The following is a 12,780-nucleotide window of genomic DNA, read 5'->3' on the forward strand; positions in this document are numbered from 1 at the left end:
CTTCGTGGTGGGTGCGGAGGGGCGTCAGTGCCGCACGTACTCCTTGATCGCGTCCTCGTCGACGGTCACGCCGAGGCCGGGACCGGTCGGGACCAGGAACCCGCCGTCGGCACGCACCTCGAGCGGTGTCGTGAGCAGGCGGTTGGCGACCGGGAGCGTGAACGGCTGGTACTCGAACGCGAGGAGCGAGGCGGCGCTCGCCGCGACGTGCACGCCGGCAGCCATCGCGATGCCGAAGGCGGCCGAGTGGTGCGGGGCGACCTGCACGTGGAACGCGTCGGCGACTGCCGCGATCGCGAGCCCCTCGGTGATGCCGGTGCGGCCGATGTCGGGCTGCGTGAGGCCGACCGCGCGGCGGGTGAGCCAGTCGGTGAACTCGAAGCGGCTGCGCATCGCCTCGCCCACCGCGATGGGGGTGGCGAGCGCGGTCGCGAGGTCGCGGTGTCCCTCGACGTCTTCGGGAGCCAGCGGCGCCTCGAAGAACCATGCCCTCCGGTCGTCGAGCTCCCGACCGAGGGCCCGCGCCTCGCCGAGCCGGTAGGTCCAGTGCGCGTCGAGCGCGACGTCGAGGTCGGGGTGCACACCCCGGACCGCGTCGTAGGTGGCGAGGTCGGTGCGGATGTCGACGCCGAGGTGCAGCTTGATGCGGCGCACGCCGCCCTCGACGAGCTCGGCCGCCTTCTCCGCCCGCTCGACGTCGTCGACACCGCGGATCCCGGAGACATAGGTCGGCAGCACTTCGTGGAAGCGTCCCCCGGCGAGCTCGGAGACCGAGAGGCCGGTCGCATGGCCCCAGAGATCCCACAGGGCGATGTCGACGGCTGCCATGGCGTCGGCCTGGTGGCCGGTGAGGTGCCCGCGCTCGCGCATCGACTCTGTCATGCGGTGCCAGAGCGTGCGCACCGAGCGTGGGTCCTCACCGAGGATGAGGGGGGTGAGCAGGTTGTCGACGATCGCCGCGGCGACGACGGGGGCGACCGGCGCCAGCGCCTCGCCCCAGCCCACGAGACCCTCGTCGGTCTCGATCTTCACCAGCAGGGTCTCGTAGCCGGGGGAGTAGAGGCTCCGCCAGGGCGGGCGGATCACGTAGCCGCGGTGGTCGACTGCGGTGTCGCCGGCGTAGGAGTTGTTCGCCTCCTCCTTCGACAGGTAGAGGGGGAAGGTCTGGACGCGCGTGATTCTCACAGGGGTCTCCAAAGACATCGAGGGGCGAGCGGCCGGCGGCTGGTGCCGCGGTCAGGGATCAGGATCGGATCAGAGGGCCGCGTCGCGGCGGAGGAGTCAGAGCGCGGCGAAGGCCGACGCGGTGCGGGACGGGCTGTAGCCGAGAGCCACGGAGATCTCGTCGGCGGCTTCGATCAGCTGCAGCGCGAGTTCCTGGTGCGGGGCGTGCAGATCGAGCACCGAGAGGGGACCGCTCGCGGAGAGCCCGGCGACGATCTCACCCGCGCGGTTGCGGATGGGGGCGGCGATGCACGCGCGTCCGAAGGCGAGCTCCTCGATCTCGGTCGCATAGCCCCGGCTGCGGGTCTCGTCGAGGGCGAGCTGCATGGCTGCACGGTCGACGATCGTATGAGGGGTGAAGCGCTGAGGCGTCTGGGCGAAGTACTCGTCCACCTGCTCATCGGTCATGCCGGAGAGCAGGGCCTTGCCGAGGCCGGTGGCGTGCAGAGGGCCGGTGCGTCCGGCCATCGCGAAGGACTTGGGCGCGAGCGCGCCTTCGAAGTTGCAGAGGTAGGTGAAGGTGAAGCCGCTGAGCTCGGCGACGTTCACGCCGATCTCGATCTTGCGGGCGAGGTTCTGGGCGATCTGCCGCGACGCGCGGAAGATGGGGGAGCCGTTGAGGGCGATCGTGCCGAGCGCCACGGCTGCCGGTCCCAGGCGGTAGAGGCCGGTGCGGGCGTCCTGCACCACGAACTTCATGCGGTCGAGTGCCGACATCATGCGCGAGACGGTGGACTGGCCGAGCCCGGTGAGCGTGCAGAGCTCGGAGACCCTCAGCTCGCCGGACTCCTCGGTGAAGCATGCGAGCAACGACATCGCCCGTTCGACGGTCTGGGTGCCGCCCACCGATTCCGATGCCATGGTCACTCCTCCTCAGTACTGCCGCCGCGGATGCGACGCTGCGGCTGGTCGCCGCTGCCAGTCATCTTATGCAGTGAAATGGCTTCGAGCAACACAAATGTGGGTGTCTTATGCATTTTGTGGATTTCGCATCCGCATTGTGGTTAACTGGCCGCACGTCGACGTTGACGACTGTGACGACGACGCGCAGGGCCCCCGGGGGTCGTCTCTACTGGAAAGTGACTGCAATGCAACAAGCCATACTCGAGCGGCCCGCGGAGAGCGAGCAGAAGGCCGTCGAGCCACGCTCCGGGCGACGCTCCACGCTGGGCGCGAAGGATCGCACCTTCGGTTTCATGATCGCACTTCCTGCGGTCCTTCTGTTCCTCGTGATCGCGATCTTCCCCCTCGTGTCGAGCATCTTCACGAGCCTGTTCGATCAATCGCTCCTGCGTCCCGAGCGCACCTTCGTGGGTCTGGACAACTATGCGGCCGTGTGGGAGGAGTTCTTCGCCCGGCTCGGCACGACCCTCGTGTTCGCGTCGCTCTCCACGGTCTTCCCCCTCGTGCTCGGTGTGGCTCTCGCCCTGCTGCTGAACGCCCGCATGCGCGGACGCAACATCTTGCGCGGCGCTCTCATGCTGCCCTGGCTGCTCCCCGGCGTGGTCGTCTCCTTCCTCTGGGCGTGGATCTTCAACGACAGCTACGGCGTCGTCAACCACGTGCTCTCGGTCTTCGGCCTGCCGGAGGTCAGCATGCTCGGCACCCCGACCGGCGCGATGGCCGCCGTGGTCATCGCCAAGACCTGGCACTCGTTCCCGTGGATCATGGTCGTCGCCCTCGCGGTGCTCCAGACCCTCCCGAGCGAGCAGATCGAGGCGGCCACGATCGACGGTGCGACGCGTGCGCAGCGGTTCCGCCACATCTCGCTGCCGCACATCGCCGGCCCGGTCACCCTCGTCGCGGTGCTCGAGTTCATCTACAACTTCGGCAACTTCGACACGATCTTCGTCATGACCGGCGGCGGGCCCGGCAATTCGACCACGACGCTCGCGGTCAGCCTCTACGACCTGGCCTTCGGCAGCTACGAGCTCGGCAAGGCCTCGGCCATGGGCACGCTCTGGCTCGTCCTGCTCGCGATCATCACGACCGGATACCTGTTCCTCAACCGACGGCTGGAGAAGTGATGCGCCGTAGTCGCGATGTGGGGGAGTCGATCATCCGCCCCCACCTGTCCATCCCGGGGCGCGTGCTGCTCCTGCTCCTCGCTCTGTTCGGCCTGCTGCCGGTGTACTGGCTCACGGCGACCGCGTTCACGAAGAAGGAGGACGTCTTCTCCCTGGACCGTCCGTTCTTCCCTGTCGACCCGACTTTCGAGAACTTCATCGGCTTCTTCCAGAACGACCTGCTGCTGAAGAACCTCATGAACAGCATCATCGTCTCCACCGGAACCGCCCTGCTCGCGGTCCTGGTCGGCGGGCTGATGGCGTACTCGCTGTCGAAGTTCCGCTACCGCGGCCGGAACGCCGTCATGTTCATGTTCCTCATCGGCCAGCTGATCCCCGGCGCCCTGCTGCTCATCTCGCTGTACCTGATGCTGAGCTCGGCCGGGCTGCTGTACACCTACACTGCGCTGATCATCTCGTTCACGACGTTCACACTGCCGCTCGCGGTGTTCCTGTTGAAGGGCATCATCGACGCCCTCCCCGACGACATCATCGAGGCGGCGAAGGTCGATGGCCTGTCGCGCACGGGCACGATGTTCCGCATCGTGTTCCCGCTCGTGGTCCCCGGTCTCATCACCGCGGGCATGTTCGCGTTCATGCGCGGCTGGAGCGATCTGCTCTTCGCCCTCACGCTCGCCGGCCCCGACAAGCAGACTCTGCCCGCCGGACTCACCCAGGCGTTCATCCGCGAGGGCACGGCCGACTGGCCGGCACTCATGGCGGCGTCCCTCATCACCTCCCTCCCGCTCGTCATCATCTTCATCCTCCTGCAGCGCTACTTCGTCTCCGGCCTCGCCGCCGGAGCGGTCAAGGGCTAGCGATGCACCGCAGAACAGCTCGTCCCCCTCATCCCGAAGGAGCAGTCTCATGAACATCTCGAACTCGCAGCTGAGCCGCCGAGCCTTCCTCGGAGGCGGCACGGTCCTCGCCGCGTTCGGCGCTCTCGCGCTCGCCGGCTGTGCCACTCCCGCCGCCCCCGGCACCGGTGCCGGAGCCACGGCCGCCGGGGCCACGAAGGCCAAGACCATCAACTTCTACGGCAACTCGCTCGGCGAGGAGGCCCTGAAGTCGGCATGGCAGGGCATCCTCGACGGATTCTCGAAGCAGGAGGGCGTCAAGGTCGCCCCCGTGATCTACCCGTACGATCAGGCGGCCACCCAGCTGGCGCTGACCGGACGCTCCGGCAACCTCATGGGCGTCGGACAGTCGGGCGGGTGGCAGGTGCTCACCCCCATGAACGTGCTCGCCGACCTCTCCGACCTCGCGAAGGGGCTCGGCATCCCGCAGGGTGTGCTCGACTCGTACACGATGGACGGCAAGCTGCTCGTGCTGCCCCTGACGGCCGCCGGCATCGGCATCATCACCAACGGAGAGATCGCGAAGAGCGTCGGCATCAAGTCGGGCATGACCGTGGAGCAGTTCGCCACGGCGCTCGAGAAGATCAAGAAGCAGGACTCCTCGCTGATCCCGTACGCCGCCGTCACCAAGAACCCCGACCTCAAGGACGCCGTCCCGTGGATGTGGGGCTTCGGCAGCGACGTCGTCACCGACGATCTGAAGTGCACCCTGGGCGACGCCGAGAGCGTCAAGGCCGTCACCTGGTACAAGTCCCTGCAGGACGCAGGGCTGACGCAGACGAACGTGGCGCGCAGCGATGCCCGCATCCTGTTCGCGAGCGGACGGGCGGCCCTGTACGACGACGCCCCGCTCGCATCGACCTTCGTCAAGACGAACGGTGCCGCCCAGAACATCATCGACAACATCGGCGCGATCTCGCGTCCGACCGCCGGGGGCAAGGATTCGTTCAACCGGGCCTGGGGCAGCGGTGTCTTCGCGACGGCGGGCGAGGGAGAGCTCACGAGCCGTGACTTCATCCTCTACGCCGCGACCAATGTCGAAGCGGCGACCGCGCTGTATGAGAACTCCGCGGTGGCACCTGCCGCCAAGAGCGTCGCCGACAAGATCCCGGCCCTCGCGGCAGACAAGTTCCAGGGCGCGTTCCGCACCGAGGTCTCCGAGCACGCCCGTGGCGCCGCCTGGGACCGCGTCGCGGTCACCGCGCAGATCGATGCGGCCATCGGAGCGGGGGTCGCGACGATCCTCGCCGGTCAGGTCGAGGTGCAGGCCGGCCTCAACGCGCTGAAGAAGGAAGTGCAGGGTCTGCTCGACGCGAACGCCTGAGCGGATCGCAGAGTCAGAAGGCCGCGTCCCGATGGGGACGCGGCCTTCTTCGTGGGAACGAGCGGCTCAGAGCCAGCGTTCCCGCAGCACCGGCTTCAGCCAGGCGGCGGGCGAGGAGATCGACAGACCGCCGTCGACGGCGATCGAGGTGCCGGTGACGAAGGATGCGGCGTCGGAGGCGAGGAACGCCACGACCGAAGCCACCTCCTCCGGGCGCCCGATGCGCCCGAGCGGGTAGCCCTCGCTCTCTCCGGTGTCGACGGCCGAGATGCTGCCAGGCTGCACGGCGTTGACGCGGATGCCGCGGGGGCCGTAGTCGAGAGCGAGCTGGCGGATGAGGCCGTCCACACCGGCCTTCGCGGCCGCGTAGGCCGGGAGGGCAGGAGCGGCGAGGGACGAGTTGACCGAGGTCACCGCGACGACCGACGACCCCGATGCGAGGCGGGGGAGAGCGGCTCGTGCCACGAAGAACGCCGAGTCGAGCGTGGCGCCGAGCGCGCCGCGCCAGTCTTCGTCGCTCGTCGCCTCCGCGCGGGCGATCGGCATGCGGCCGGCCGCGAGCACGACGACGTCGAGTCGGCCGAGCGCCTGCTCCGCGTCCGCGACGGCGCGGTCGGCGGCCTCCGGTCGGCTGCAGTCCGCGACGAGGTACCGCTCGAAGACGGGATCGTCGGAGTCTTCGAGCCCCACCCCGACGACGGCGTCTCCACCGTCGACGAAGGCGCGGGCGATCGCGAGACCGATGTCGGAACTGCCGCCGATCAGCAGCACGCCGCGGCGGGTCACACGCGCACCGTGGTGGGGATGGGCGGAAGGGCGAGCTCGTCGATGACCAGCTTGACCGATGCACGGCTGCCGGCATCCAGGCGCGAAGCCGGATAGCGCACCGTCGCGTGGTCGATCACGCCGCGCGCGACGAGGACCTCCTTGTGCACCGCCCACGCGATGCCGCCCTGCAGACCGATCAGCACGAGAGGGAGCATACGACGGAACTCGGCACGGGCTTCGTCGACGCGCCCCTCCGTGAACTGCGCGAGCACCGGACCGAGGAGGTCGGGGAACTCGCAGGCCGGCATCGTGCCGACGGCGCCCCTGGCATACTCCTCCAGGCAGAATTGCGCATTCTGTCCACCGAGCACCGCGAAGTTCGGATCGTCGATCGCCGAGACGACCGCGCCCACCTTGGGCGCGGTCGGCGGGGCTTCGACCTTGACGGAGTCGACGCCCTCGAGGCGGGCGATCTCGGCGATCAGCGCAGGGGCCATCACGACGCCGGTGACGCCGGGGGCATCCTGCACCATGACCGAGAGCGAGGTGGCGTCGGCGACATCTCCGTAGAAGTCGACGAGCGTCCCGGCGGGCGGCTTCACCATGAACGGAGGAAGCACCATGAGGGCATCAGCGCCCCCTTCCTCCGCGAGGAGGGCCTGCTCGATCGAGGTCGCCGTGGACGTGCCGTTGACGCCGGCGATCACGGGCACCCGGCCCTCGACCACACGGACGACATCGTCCAGGATCGTGCGGCGCTCCTCGGTGGTGAGCGCGAAGCCCTCGCTCGCCATTCCGAAGACGGCGACGCCGTCGACTCCGGACGCGAGCTGGAACTCGACCAGTCGGCGCAGGCTCTCGCGGTCGAGGGCACCCGACTCGTCGAAAGGCGTCGCCAGGATGGGCATCAAGCCGTGGAGTGTCGGAGCCATCAGCTGTTTCCCCGCTTCATCATCGTGTATCCACATTTCTCGCAAGTGTTATGCATATTGTGAGATAGTCTGCCACATAACGGTTATGACCTACCAGAGAAGGATGACCCGGATGTCGCACCCTCAGGCCGCCCGCACCGTCGAGATCCTCTCCGACGCCCGCTACGTCCAGGCCGAATCTCCACGCTGGGATGCCCGTGACGGCAGCCTCCTCTGGATCGACATGGCGACGGGTTCGCTGCACCGCGGACGCATCGAGGGCATCACGGTCGTTCCCGAGGCCGCGGTCGTCGTCGGCGCGCAGATCGGTGCCCCGATCCCGCTCGCGCAGCCGGGCACGGGGTGGCTGGTCGGCGTCGACCGCCGCGTCGTCCACGTGAGCGACGATGGCGTCGTCTCGCCGATCACCGACGACATCGCGGGACCCGGCGACTACATGAACGATGGCGGGGGCGATCCGTCCGGGCGCTTCTGGGTGGGGAGCCAGGCCATGCCCCGCGACCCGCACTGCACACTGTGGAGCCTCGGTCCCGACGGGGAGCCCGTCGCGCGCCTCGGCGGCATCACCGTGTCGAACGGCCTCGCCTTCGACCGCACCGGTGCCACGCTCTACTACATCGACACGCTCCCGCATCGCCGCATCGAGGCGTTCGATGTGGCGCCGGACGGAGAGCTCTCGAACCGCCGCACGGTGTGCCGGGTCGAAGGAGGCAACCCCGACGGCATGACGATCGACCTCGACGGCATGCTCTGGGTCGCGGTCTGGGATGCGTCCGAGGTGCGCCGCTACTCGCCGGCCGGGGAGATCCTGGAGACGATCGTCCTTCCGGCGAAGCGGCCGACAGCCGTGGCTCTGGTCGACCGGCTGCTGGTGATCACCACCGCGAGCATCGGACTGACCGATCCCGCCGACGCCGACGGGGCACTGCTCGGCGTGGAGGTGGAGGTCGGCGGCGCACCCGCGTTCCCATGGCGAGGCGCGGTGCCGGCGACGACGGCGGCCGGTTCGATCGAGGAGGGGGCATCGTGAGCACCGTGGACAACGCGCAGCTGCAGGAACGCCTGCGCCGCACCCGACTCGTCGCGATCCTGCGGGGGACGGATGTCGACGCCACGGTCGGCGCGGCGCGGACGCTGCTCGCGGCGGGCGTGCTCACCCTCGAGATCGCACTCACCCTGCCTGACGCGGAGGAGGCGATCGCCCAGGTCGTGCATGATGCCCCGGCCGAGGCTCTGATCGGCGCCGGTACCGTCCTCGACGAGGCCGACGTGGAGAGGGCCCTCGCCGCCGGCGCGCAGTTCATGGTGACGCCCACGCTCAGCGCTTCTGTCGCCCATGCGGTCAGCCTGGGCATCGGCGTGCTCCCGGGCGTCTACACGCCCACCGAGATCCAGCGCGGCCACGACCTCGGCAGCGCAGCGGTGAAGCTGTTCCCCGCATCGGCGCTCGGGTCCAGTTTCATCCGCGCCGTCCGCGATCCTTTCCCGCAGGCGCGGATCATCCCCGTGGGAGGGGTGCGCGTCGACACTGTCGCCGAGTACCTCGCCGCCGGGGCGTTCGGCATCGGGGTGGGCGGGCCTCTCGTCGGCGATGCGGCGAGTCCCGGCGGCGATCTCGACGCGCTCGCCGTCCGCGCCGGGGCATTCATGCAGGCCGTGCGCGCGGGGTGACCGGCGCACTCCATAGGTTCCTCATCATCGGCCCCTCGATCTCGCATATGCGCGATTCCTAACGTCGATCTCGCCCCGCGATGGCCGCGGCGGAAGGAGAGAGATGTACGGAACGTATCTGCGGCGCGAACTCGCCGGCCGCAAGAAGCAGACGATGATCGTCGCGATCGGGCTGGCGATCGCGATCGCCCTCGTGATCGTCGTCAACGCCCTCACGGCGGGAGTGCGGGACGCGCAGGCGCAGGCCCTCGCCTCCGTCTACGGCGTCGGCACCGATCTCACCGTGACGGGCGAGCCCGCCGAACCCGGCCAAGGCGAAGGGCCGCGCTTCGACTTCGACGCGGATGCAGGTCAGAGCGACGGCGAGACCACCACGCTCGCGCAGTCCACACTGCGGACCGATTTCCTGCGCGGCACGCTCGACTCATCGGTGCTCGACACCGTCACCGCCACGGACGGGGTCGCCGCGGCATCCGGGGCGCTCAGCCTCACGAACGCCACCTTCTCCGGTGAGGTGCCCAGCGGTGGATTCGCTCCGCAGGACGGCGAGCAGCCGGCCGCGCCCGAGGAGGGGCAGACCGCACCGGACGCCGGACAGGGCGGAGGAGGAGGAGGATCCTTCGGAGTCGACTCCTTCTCCGTGCTCGGCATCGACCCCGCAGCGACCTCGGTCGGTCCGCTCGCGTCGGCCGAGGTGACGGACGGACGCGGGTTCGACGCCGATGATGCCGAGGCGCTCGTCGCCCTCGTCGACAGCACCTACGCGGGTACCGACGAGATCGCGGTGGGAGACACGATCGATGTCGCCGGCTCCGATGTGGAGGTCGTCGGCATCCTCGGTTCGACCTCGGACAGCGCGGATACCGCCGCGAACGTCTATCTGCCGCTGCGCACCGCGCAGACGCTCGCCGGAGTGGACGACGTCATCTCCACCGTCTACGTGCAGGCGGATTCGGCCGATTCGATCGAGGCCGTGCAGTCCGCGTTGGCCGACGCGCTCCCCGATGCGACCGTCACCTCGCAGTCCGAGCTCGCCGCGACCGTCTCCGGTTCGCTCTCCAGCGCGACCGCACTGATCACGAACCTCGGCACCTGGCTCTCGATCATCGTGCTCGCCGTCGCCGTGCTGCTCTCGGTGCTGCTCACCCTGTCGGGCGTCGGGCGTCGCACCAGGGAGTTCGGAACGCTCAAGGCGATCGGCTGGTCGAACGGCAGGGTCGTCCGTCAGGTCGCCGGAGAGTCCATGGTGCAGGGGCTGATCGGGGGAGCGGTCGGCCTCGTCCTGGGTATCGCCGGCATCGTGCTGATCAACGTCCTGAGGCCCACGGTCGCTGCGAGCGGTGCGAGCCAGGGCGCGGGTCCCGGTGCCATCGGCGGGGGCATGGGCGGGGGACCGACCGGAGGTGGAGGGATGCTCCAGACCGCCGCGGCGGATGTCGTGCTCCAGGCGCCGTTCACCCCCGGGGTGCTGGTCGCCGCCGTCGGTCTCGCGGTGCTCGGCGGACTCGTCGCCGGAGCGTTCGGCGGCTGGCGCGCCGCGCGTCTCAGCCCGGCGGAAGCCCTGCGGTCGGTCGCATGATCACCGCACGCGCGGGCGACGTCCGGCACGACCCGCCACCCCCGATCCGAACAACCCGGAAGCCGACGACCCACGAGCAGGAGACGCACATGACCATCGCAGACCTCGATCAGACGGCGCCCCGAGGCGGGCACGAGCAGCCGATCTACCGCGTCACGGGCGTGACCCGGACGTACACGCAGAAGGGGCGCATCGTGAAAGCGCTGACTGGTGTGGACCTCGACATCATGCCCGGCGAGTTCGTCACGATCCAGGGCCCCACCGGCGGCGGCAAGTCCACGCTCCTGCAACTGCTCGGTGCGCTCGACACGCCGACGACGGGTTCCCTCCTGCTCGACGGCCGCGAACTCGCGTCGGCCTCGGCGAAGGAACTCGGACGCCTCAGGGCGGAGGAGCTCGGATTCGTGTTCCAGGGGTTCAACCTGATCCCCACGCTCACGGCCACGGAGAACGTCGACATGGCGCTCGAGCCCCTCGATCTCGACAAGGGAGAGCGGCGCATGAGGGTCGCTGAGGCTCTCGCCCACGTCGGTCTCGACGACAGAGGCGACCATCGGCCCGCTGAGCTCTCCGGGGGTCAGCAGCAACGCGTCGCGATCGCGCGCGCCCTCGTCAAGAGGCCGCGGGTGCTCCTGGCCGACGAGCCGACGGGCAACCTCGATGAGAGCATGCGCGACGAGATCCTGACGCTTCTCGAATCGCTGTGCGCCGAGGGGATCACGATCATCGTGGTGACGCACGACTCGGCGGTGGCGCGACGCGCGACACGGCGTCTGCGCCTCACGAAGGGTGTCGTCCAGGACATCACGAGGTAGGCGGTGGGATGGCACCACCATGGTGCACGAAGGGCCGGGTACCTCGCGGTATCCGGCCCTTCGACGACGGGACGTCAGTGCGTGTCTTCCGCCTCGATCTCGGTGCGGTCGCCCGACCACAGCGTGTGGAACGTGCCCGGCTTGTCGATGCGCTTGTAGGTGTGCGCACCGAAGAAGTCGCGCTGTCCCTGCACGAGCGCGGCGGGGAGGCGGTCGGCGCGGATGCCGTCGTAGTACGACAGCGACGACGAGAACGCCGGAGCCGGGATGCCCGCCTGGGCCGCGGTCACGACGACGCGACGCCACGATGCCTGGCCACGCGTGAGCGCCTCGGCGAAGTACGGTGCGGTCATCAGCACGGGCAGGTCGGGGGTCGCCGCGTAGGCGTCGGCGATCCGGTTGAGGAACTGGGCGCGGATGATGCAACCGCCGCGCCAGATCTTCGAGATCGCGCCGAGGTCGATGTTCCAGCCGTACTCGGCCGCCCCCGCCCGGATCTCGTCGAAGCCCTGCGAGTAGGCCACGATCTTGGAGGCGTAGAGCGCCAGGCGCACATCCTCGATGAACTGCTCGGTGTCCTCGGTCGAGACCGTGAACTCCTCGTCGGGGCCGGGGAGGCCGCCGGCGACGGCGCGCTGCTCGGGGTGCGACGAGAGCGAGCGGGCGAAGGTCGCCTCGGCGATGCCGGAGACGGGGACACCGAGTGAGAGCGCGGTCTGCACGGTCCAGGCTCCGGTGCCCTTGGCGCCGGCCTGGTCGAGGATCACGTCGACGAGCGGCTTGCCGGTCTCGGCGTCGATCTGGCGGAGCACCTCTGCGGTGATCTCGATCAGGTACGACTCGAGCTCGCCCTTGTTCCACTCGGCGAAGATCTCGGCGATCTCGGCCGGCGACTTGCCCGTGCCACGGCGGATGAGGTCGTAGGCCTCGGCGATGAGCTGCATGTCGGCGTACTCGATGCCGTTGTGCACCATCTTGACGAAGTGCCCGGCGCCGTCGTGGCCGACGTGCGTGACGCACGGCTCGCCCTCGGCGATCGCGGCGATCGACTTCAGGATCGGTCCGAGCGTGACCCACGACTCGTCAGAGCCGCCGGGCATGATGGAGGGGCCGGTGAGGGCACCCTCCTCGCCGCCGGAGATGCCGGCGCCGACGAAGTTGATGCCGGTCTCGCGGACCGCCTTCTCGCGACGGATGGTGTCGGGGAAGTACGCGTTGCCGCCGTCGACGATGATGTCGCCCGGCTCGAACACCTCGACCAGCGCGTCGATCACGGCATCGGTCGGGCCGCCGGCCTTGACCATGATGATCGCGGTGCGCGGCTTCTGGAGCGAGTCGGCGAACTCCTGGTAGGTGTGGGCCGGGACGAATCCGGCCTCGGGGTGCTCGTCGAGGAGCGTCTGGGTCTTCTCGTAGCTGCGGTTGAAGATCGCCACCGTGTTTCCCTCGCGGCTGGCGAGGTTGCGGGCGAGGTTCGATCCCATGACGGCGAGTCCGACGACTCCGATGTTCGCTGATGCTTCGGGCACAGAAGGCTCCTCGAT

12 protein-coding genes are annotated in these 12,780 nt (G+C 69.2%); 7 read left to right on the forward strand and 5 right to left on the reverse strand.

Translation table 11 applies throughout. The features are described from left to right. Positions 1 to 24: 24 nt before the first annotated feature. Complete coding sequence (locus GLO27_RS02165) at positions 25 to 1,185, reverse strand: mandelate racemase/muconate lactonizing enzyme family protein (RefSeq protein WP_021199742.1); 1,161 nt, start codon at positions 1,183 to 1,185, stop codon at positions 25 to 27. A gap of 96 nt (positions 1,186 to 1,281) precedes the next feature. After that, complete coding sequence (locus GLO27_RS02170; RefSeq protein ID WP_021199741.1) at positions 1,282 to 2,085, reverse strand: IclR family transcriptional regulator; 804 nt, start codon at positions 2,083 to 2,085, stop codon at positions 1,282 to 1,284. 227 nt (positions 2,086 to 2,312) lie between these two features. On the opposite strand from GLO27_RS02170, the gene GLO27_RS02175 reads away from it, so the two are divergent. The 3 genes from GLO27_RS02175 to GLO27_RS02185 are packed head-to-tail and all read left to right on the forward strand — an operon-like array spanning position 2,313 to position 5,471. Further along, positions 2,313 to 3,251: a sugar ABC transporter permease gene (locus GLO27_RS02175; protein ID WP_021199740.1), complete on the forward strand. Its 939-nt coding sequence runs from the start codon at positions 2,313 to 2,315 to the stop codon at positions 3,249 to 3,251. Then, on the forward strand, positions 3,251 to 4,108 hold the full coding sequence (locus tag GLO27_RS02180; RefSeq protein ID WP_167253394.1) for a carbohydrate ABC transporter permease: 858 nt from the start codon (positions 3,251 to 3,253) through the stop codon (positions 4,106 to 4,108). The genes GLO27_RS02175 and GLO27_RS02180 overlap by 1 nt, the downstream gene beginning before the upstream one ends. Positions 4,109 to 4,157: 49 nt before the next feature. Next, positions 4,158 to 5,471 carry an extracellular solute-binding protein gene (locus tag GLO27_RS02185; RefSeq protein WP_021199738.1) on the forward strand — a complete coding sequence of 438 codons (1,314 nt, stop codon included), beginning with the start codon at positions 4,158 to 4,160 and terminating at the stop codon, positions 5,469 to 5,471. Between the two features lie 66 nt (positions 5,472 to 5,537). On the opposite strand, the gene GLO27_RS02190 is transcribed toward GLO27_RS02185, so the two are convergent. Continuing rightward, on the reverse strand, positions 5,538 to 6,257 hold the full coding sequence (locus GLO27_RS02190) for an SDR family oxidoreductase (RefSeq protein ID WP_021199737.1): 720 nt from the start codon (positions 6,255 to 6,257) through the stop codon (positions 5,538 to 5,540). Then, positions 6,254 to 7,171, reverse strand: a complete 918-nt coding sequence (locus GLO27_RS02195; RefSeq protein ID WP_029260540.1) for a dihydrodipicolinate synthase family protein — start codon at positions 7,169 to 7,171, stop codon at positions 6,254 to 6,256. Before GLO27_RS02195 ends, GLO27_RS02190 begins: the two co-directional genes overlap by 4 nt. A gap of 112 nt (positions 7,172 to 7,283) precedes the next feature. Between GLO27_RS02195 and GLO27_RS02200 the strand changes: the two genes are divergently transcribed. The 4 genes from GLO27_RS02200 to GLO27_RS02215 all read left to right on the forward strand — a co-directional run bounded on the left by GLO27_RS02200 (position 7,284) and on the right by GLO27_RS02215 (position 11,236). After that, entirely contained in the window at positions 7,284 to 8,201 is a 918-nt protein-coding gene (locus GLO27_RS02200; protein ID WP_167253396.1) for an SMP-30/gluconolactonase/LRE family protein, read from the forward strand. Continuing rightward, complete coding sequence (locus GLO27_RS02205) at positions 8,198 to 8,842, forward strand: bifunctional 4-hydroxy-2-oxoglutarate aldolase/2-dehydro-3-deoxy-phosphogluconate aldolase (protein ID WP_235045225.1); 645 nt, start codon at positions 8,198 to 8,200, stop codon at positions 8,840 to 8,842. The genes GLO27_RS02200 and GLO27_RS02205 overlap by 4 nt, the downstream gene beginning before the upstream one ends. A 103-nt stretch (positions 8,843 to 8,945) precedes the next feature. Further along, on the forward strand, positions 8,946 to 10,421 hold the full coding sequence (locus tag GLO27_RS02210; protein ID WP_167253400.1) for an ABC transporter permease: 1,476 nt from the start codon (positions 8,946 to 8,948) through the stop codon (positions 10,419 to 10,421). An 89-nt stretch (positions 10,422 to 10,510) separates the two neighbouring features. Then, positions 10,511 to 11,236 carry an ABC transporter ATP-binding protein gene (locus GLO27_RS02215; protein WP_200861065.1) on the forward strand — a complete coding sequence of 242 codons (726 nt, stop codon included), beginning with the start codon at positions 10,511 to 10,513 and terminating at the stop codon, positions 11,234 to 11,236. Positions 11,237 to 11,310: 74 nt separating this feature from the next. Here the strand turns inward: GLO27_RS02215 and gndA are convergent, their stop codons facing one another. Continuing rightward, positions 11,311 to 12,765, reverse strand: a complete 1,455-nt coding sequence (gene gndA / locus GLO27_RS02220) for an NADP-dependent phosphogluconate dehydrogenase (protein ID WP_029260545.1) — start codon at positions 12,763 to 12,765, stop codon at positions 11,311 to 11,313. Positions 12,766 to 12,780: the final 15 nt, after the last annotated feature.

Source organism: Microbacterium sp. Be9, from assembly GCF_011754135.1.
GTDB classification, from domain to species: domain Bacteria; phylum Actinomycetota; class Actinomycetes; order Actinomycetales; family Microbacteriaceae; genus Microbacterium; species Microbacterium maritypicum_A.